Consider the following 4080-nt stretch of genomic DNA (forward strand, 5'->3'; position numbering starts at 1 on the left):
ATTTAGCATTACCCAAAAAAGACATCGTTATAGAGGTCTTTTTTTACTGGATATTAGTTATCGCGATCGCCAAAGTATTGAAAAGAACGTGGAGAACGTTGTCGATAATTATCATCAGCCAAACCGACATCCACATGGGCTTGTCATCGGCATAACCAAAATTTGTTGACGACCAATTCCAGTTTACTAATTTAATCCAATAAACAGCAAGCCGATAGCGATCAATCAAATAATGACTTAGGACAACAACGAAAGTCCAAACGTAAGGATCGTATACCAGTAGCAAAAATGGAAAGCCATAAATGAGGGCATGAACTATCGCAGGAAAGTTCTCTTTAGTCTTGTTCTGAGCCATCCAATCATTTTGTAGGAGATAATCTCCTACAAAATGGAATAGCAATCCATAGTAGAAATAATTATTCATCCTTTTTAAGTGCTGTAGATGGGATACCCATTGCCGACACTAATTTATCACGTAAAAAATTAACTACTGTAGGAAATTGATGATCTACAATTGACTTTTGGATTTTGGCTTCCTCAATTAAGCGATCGCACACATCCTTAGATGTATGCCCATCCCAAGGAGGAGCTTTGTAAATCCAGATAGATTCGGGTATTAGCTCTGCAAACTTGACGGGTAGATGATAAGTAATCATGCCACCATCAAGCTTACAGCCAGCAATAAACCACCCTTTCCATGAAGTCCCATCATCATGGGAGTAGGACGCAAAAGACAAATTCGCATGAATTTGCAGCAGATGAATAAATAGCAAGCACCGATGGTCGTATAGTTCCCCAAAAGTGTGGAACCCATCAGAGACTTGGTTGGGATCGCATTGAATGAAGCGATCGTTGACGGTAATTCCTTTTTCCATAATTTCTTGCTTAGCGAGTTTATATTGTTCTAAACCTACTTTGAAATCTGTCATTATTTTAGCTATCCAAGAATTACTCATTCTATTGCTCTATCAATTGCTCCATCAGAGATATTTTTGGGCTTAGATCCCCTTGGTAAAGCAGACCAGCAAACTCGTCGTCAACCCAAGGGATAGTATTGCGGAAGATTTGGGCTAGCTGTGGCGAGATATTAAAGCGATCGCTATTAATATCAATACTGCGGTTTATATCACCGTCTGAATGCCTTTTTACAGACGCACTCCAATCAATAAACATCTCAAGCAGATCGAAAAGATTCATCCCTTCGATGCCATTATCAAAGAATTCGGGATGATGCCTATTGTTGTCATAGTGGTGCTGTAATGCTTCGCCAAGCATTGCCTTGCGCTGTGCTTCATATTCAGCCGATCCATAGGTCAGACCTTGAAGAGTATGAGTGATTTTCTCAAACATCTCCCATTCTGGGGAATCAAGCTTTGAGCGATCGTGCGTGAATTGGCGGCGCATCAACTCAATCTGTGCTGAGGCAAGAAATCGCATCACCAAATCGATGTGATTGTAGGTATCTCTTAACGCTTTATCAGACATTATTCTATTGCTCCATCTGAAGGTATTTCAGAAATTATGTTTTCAGCATTGGCTATGGTTACTTCCAATTTAGCTATCCGAACTCTTGAGATAAGGAGTAGGTTGTTCTGTTGCCGTGCCGACTCTATTACCCGATTTAAGGCTATATCAGTCGCGACATCCTCAGCTATTGGGATTACAACTTCTTCGCCAGCGATCGCCGAAGCAATCCGATTGACATAGCAATACAAAATTTGGAATTTATTTCGCTCAATCTGTTTTTTAAACTCCAAGTCGGTATTTTCCTTGGAGGCGATCGCAAATGCCTCCCTAACTTTTATAAGTTCATCTGAAAGTACGAGGATATCGTCAGCAGCTTCAGCATAAAGCAATGCTTGACTGACCAATTTCTCCTCTAACACTTTGATGCGCGATCGCCCGGTAATCCGTTCCCAGAAATTAATCAAATTCTTCCTCTAAACCATCAGGAACGGCTACTGCTTCCTTATCTAAAAGGGTTACAGTATTTTTCTGTTGTAGTGCAAGGAGACTTGCGTAGTGATTGTTATCGATCTCAACAAATTCGGGATCTACTGCTGCGATCGCATCAACAGGTATAGTATCTCCTGAATTTTCCAAAGAGATTGACTGCAATTTTTCGGTCAATTCCCTTGCAGCTTTATCTTCTAGACTTTCTTCATTAGGGGCTGCAAAACCACTTTGTCTCTTTTTACGCTTCGGTGGGTTCGGGGTTGAGGGTACATCTTTTGATTTACCTTGCTCTCGAAGTGATTCAGGAATTGCGATCACCAGCAAGAACTCCGAGAGTAGTGTTCCAGCAAAATTCTCGTCAAGAATAGGTGCAGTCGGCACTAAAGTCTTGACGTACCCGTAAGCTTTGCTGCGATAGTTAATCGTATTCGGGAACAGGGTAGGGTCAGCATTAAGTGCAAACATGACTCTGGTAGACATCTCATTAATAGATTTCTTCCCAGACTCGCTGAGTTCGTTATATTTGTCTGTAATTTCTTTTTGCAACTCTTCTAAAGTTGCGGACATACCAGCAAATCTCTCGCTTGCCTTTGGATCGACAAGAATGAGGAATAAGAGAATAGCATTTAGGGATGCATACTCGTTTTCAACCAACTCATATTCTGTCTCGCGGACAGTGACAGTAGACATTATTTATAAATACCTTGTGGAGTTTTAGCTTGGGTGAAATACAAAACCGCGCCAAAAACAATATCGACTATCCATCGAGGTGTTTCCGTTTGGTTTCTTAGTAGCGATCGCGGAACTGGGACAATCCTGCGCCGATCCCAGCGCACCTCATAAAGCCCCTCAGTCGAAGGGGCAAATTGAGAAAAACCCTCGATCACATTCGGGATATTTCCTATTAGACCTGCAACTTCAGAGCTAGCCAAGGAGGAATCCTTAGCTTCAACTGCTTGGTTCAATAGGATCGATAACTCTAGGGAGTTGTAATCCCGGTTCGGACCAGATGTATGCCGTGGGCGAGGATCTGGTCCAAAGGACGATACACGGAAAATCCCTGATGCTTCGCCAGGTAGCAGATCGTAATCTTCCCCAGGTTGTTTCATGTGCAACTCTGATTGGAGATACACAAAAAAGCATTGGGTTGCAAATTCCGTTTGTTCCGCTCTCAACGCGATCGCCTTTTGATATGTTTCTGATATGAATTTAGCACGTTATAAGGCTATATTAATAAGTGCTACCCCCAAAAAATACTCACCAATAAAAATATGTCAGGTTCTTGTCAAATCCCAGATACGCATGAAGCAATTTCGCGCCTATTTGATTTTGCTTTAGATTTTCAATCGTCTGGTGAAGAAATTGCAAAAGTCCGATCCCACTTTCGTGGAGCTTTGGCTGATGCAAAAGATGCGATCGCTTCTCGTAACCAAATTGATGATGAAGGTGATGATGCGATCAATGATGAAAGTGATGATTTGATCGATGAGGAACAACAAGAAGACGAAACAACTATTGAGTCTCTGCGAAAAGAATTAGCTGACACAAAAGCTGAATTGGCTAGGAAGTCGGCGATCGCTGATGAAGCTACCGAAGCATTTGCCCAAGCTCTAAAGCGCTTTGCAATAGATTTCCCAGTTAAAGATTTTACTTTCCCTGACACTACTCCTGTTGCAGTTCCCGATCCTGCCCTTGTGGTTACGGCTGACCCTATTGCAGTTCCCGATCCTGCCCCTGTGCTTGAGCCTACTCCTGTTGCAGTTCCCGATCCTGCCCTTGTGGTTACGGCTGACCCTACCGATTCCGCAGATACTTCAACTACTGTTGACATCCACCCCGCACTGAAGTGACGGGGATTCCCAGACCTCACGATCTGGGTTTCTGCTTCATAGCACCAGCCTTCCGAGATTTACTCTCTTCAGGTCTTACAGTCGCTCCACAGACATTAACCGCAAGCCCTGCGGCAAGAATATTTTTTGCAGCATTCACATCTCTATCGTGATGTGTACTGCACTTAGGACAATCCCACTCTCTGACATTTAAAGGCAACTTATCAACAACGTAACCGCAATGTCCACATCTTTTAGAGCTAGGAAACCAACGATCAATTTTGACAAAAGTGCG

Annotated in this window: 8 protein-coding genes; 1 reads left to right on the top strand and 7 read right to left on the bottom strand. The window is 42.6% G+C overall.

Features of this window, described 5'->3' with window-relative positions; translation table 11 throughout:
• Positions 1-43: 43 nt before the first annotated feature.
• Genes AC805_RS21535 through AC805_RS21560 form a run of 6 tightly spaced genes read right to left on the bottom strand, consistent with a single transcriptional unit; the run spans position 44 to position 3065 of the window.
• Positions 44-424 carry a DUF3307 domain-containing protein gene (locus AC805_RS21535; protein ID WP_055077308.1) on the bottom strand — a complete coding sequence of 127 codons (381 nt, stop codon included), beginning with the start codon at positions 422-424 and terminating at the stop codon, positions 44-46.
• Complete coding sequence (locus tag AC805_RS21540; RefSeq protein ID WP_156341526.1) at positions 417-929, bottom strand: hypothetical protein; 513 nt, start codon at positions 927-929, stop codon at positions 417-419. The genes AC805_RS21535 and AC805_RS21540 overlap by 8 nt, the downstream gene beginning before the upstream one ends.
• A 28-nt stretch (positions 930-957) precedes the next feature.
• A complete protein-coding gene (locus AC805_RS21545) occupies positions 958-1485 on the bottom strand; it encodes a DUF5662 family protein (RefSeq protein WP_072143713.1) in 528 nt (175 codons plus the stop codon).
• Positions 1485-1931, bottom strand: a complete 447-nt coding sequence (locus tag AC805_RS21550) for a hypothetical protein (protein WP_055077310.1) — start codon at positions 1929-1931, stop codon at positions 1485-1487. Before AC805_RS21550 ends, AC805_RS21545 begins: the two co-directional genes overlap by 1 nt.
• Positions 1924-2646, bottom strand: a complete 723-nt coding sequence (locus AC805_RS21555; protein ID WP_055077311.1) for a hypothetical protein — start codon at positions 2644-2646, stop codon at positions 1924-1926. The genes AC805_RS21550 and AC805_RS21555 overlap by 8 nt, the downstream gene beginning before the upstream one ends.
• On the bottom strand, positions 2646-3065 hold the full coding sequence (locus AC805_RS21560; RefSeq protein WP_156341527.1) for a hypothetical protein: 420 nt from the start codon (positions 3063-3065) through the stop codon (positions 2646-2648). Before AC805_RS21560 ends, AC805_RS21555 begins: the two co-directional genes overlap by 1 nt.
• Before the next feature lie 162 nt (positions 3066-3227).
• On the opposite strand from AC805_RS21560, the gene AC805_RS21565 reads away from it, so the two are divergent.
• A complete protein-coding gene (locus tag AC805_RS21565) occupies positions 3228-3806 on the top strand; it encodes a hypothetical protein (protein ID WP_055077313.1) in 579 nt (192 codons plus the stop codon).
• A gap of 16 nt (positions 3807-3822) precedes the next feature.
• Here the strand turns inward: AC805_RS21565 and AC805_RS25000 are convergent.
• Positions 3823-4080 (bottom strand): zinc ribbon domain-containing protein (locus AC805_RS25000; RefSeq protein ID WP_156341528.1); only part of this gene is annotated, 258 nt, incomplete at its 5' end.

The organism is Pseudanabaena sp. 'Roaring Creek' (genome assembly GCF_001402795.1).
In the GTDB taxonomy this organism is placed as follows: domain Bacteria; phylum Cyanobacteriota; class Cyanobacteriia; order Pseudanabaenales; family Pseudanabaenaceae; genus Pseudanabaena.

Excerpts from the sequence above, each read along its gene's own strand:
- AC805_RS21535 (WP_055077308.1), bottom strand. The coding sequence starts at position 424 with ATGAATAATTATTTCTACTATGGATTGCTATTCCATTTTGTAGGAGAT.
- AC805_RS21540 (WP_156341526.1), bottom strand. The coding sequence starts at position 929 with ATGACAGATTTCAAAGTAGGTTTAGAACAATATAAACTCGCTAAGCAA.
- AC805_RS21545 (WP_072143713.1), bottom strand. The coding sequence starts at position 1,485 with ATGTCTGATAAAGCGTTAAGAGATACCTACAATCACATCGATTTGGTG.
- AC805_RS21555 (WP_055077311.1), bottom strand. The coding sequence starts at position 2,646 with ATGTCTACTGTCACTGTCCGCGAGACAGAATATGAGTTGGTTGAAAAC.
- AC805_RS21560 (WP_156341527.1), bottom strand. The coding sequence starts at position 3,065 with ATGAAACAACCTGGGGAAGATTACGATCTGCTACCTGGCGAAGCATCA.
- AC805_RS21565 (WP_055077313.1), top strand. The coding sequence starts at position 3,228 with ATGTCAGGTTCTTGTCAAATCCCAGATACGCATGAAGCAATTTCGCGC.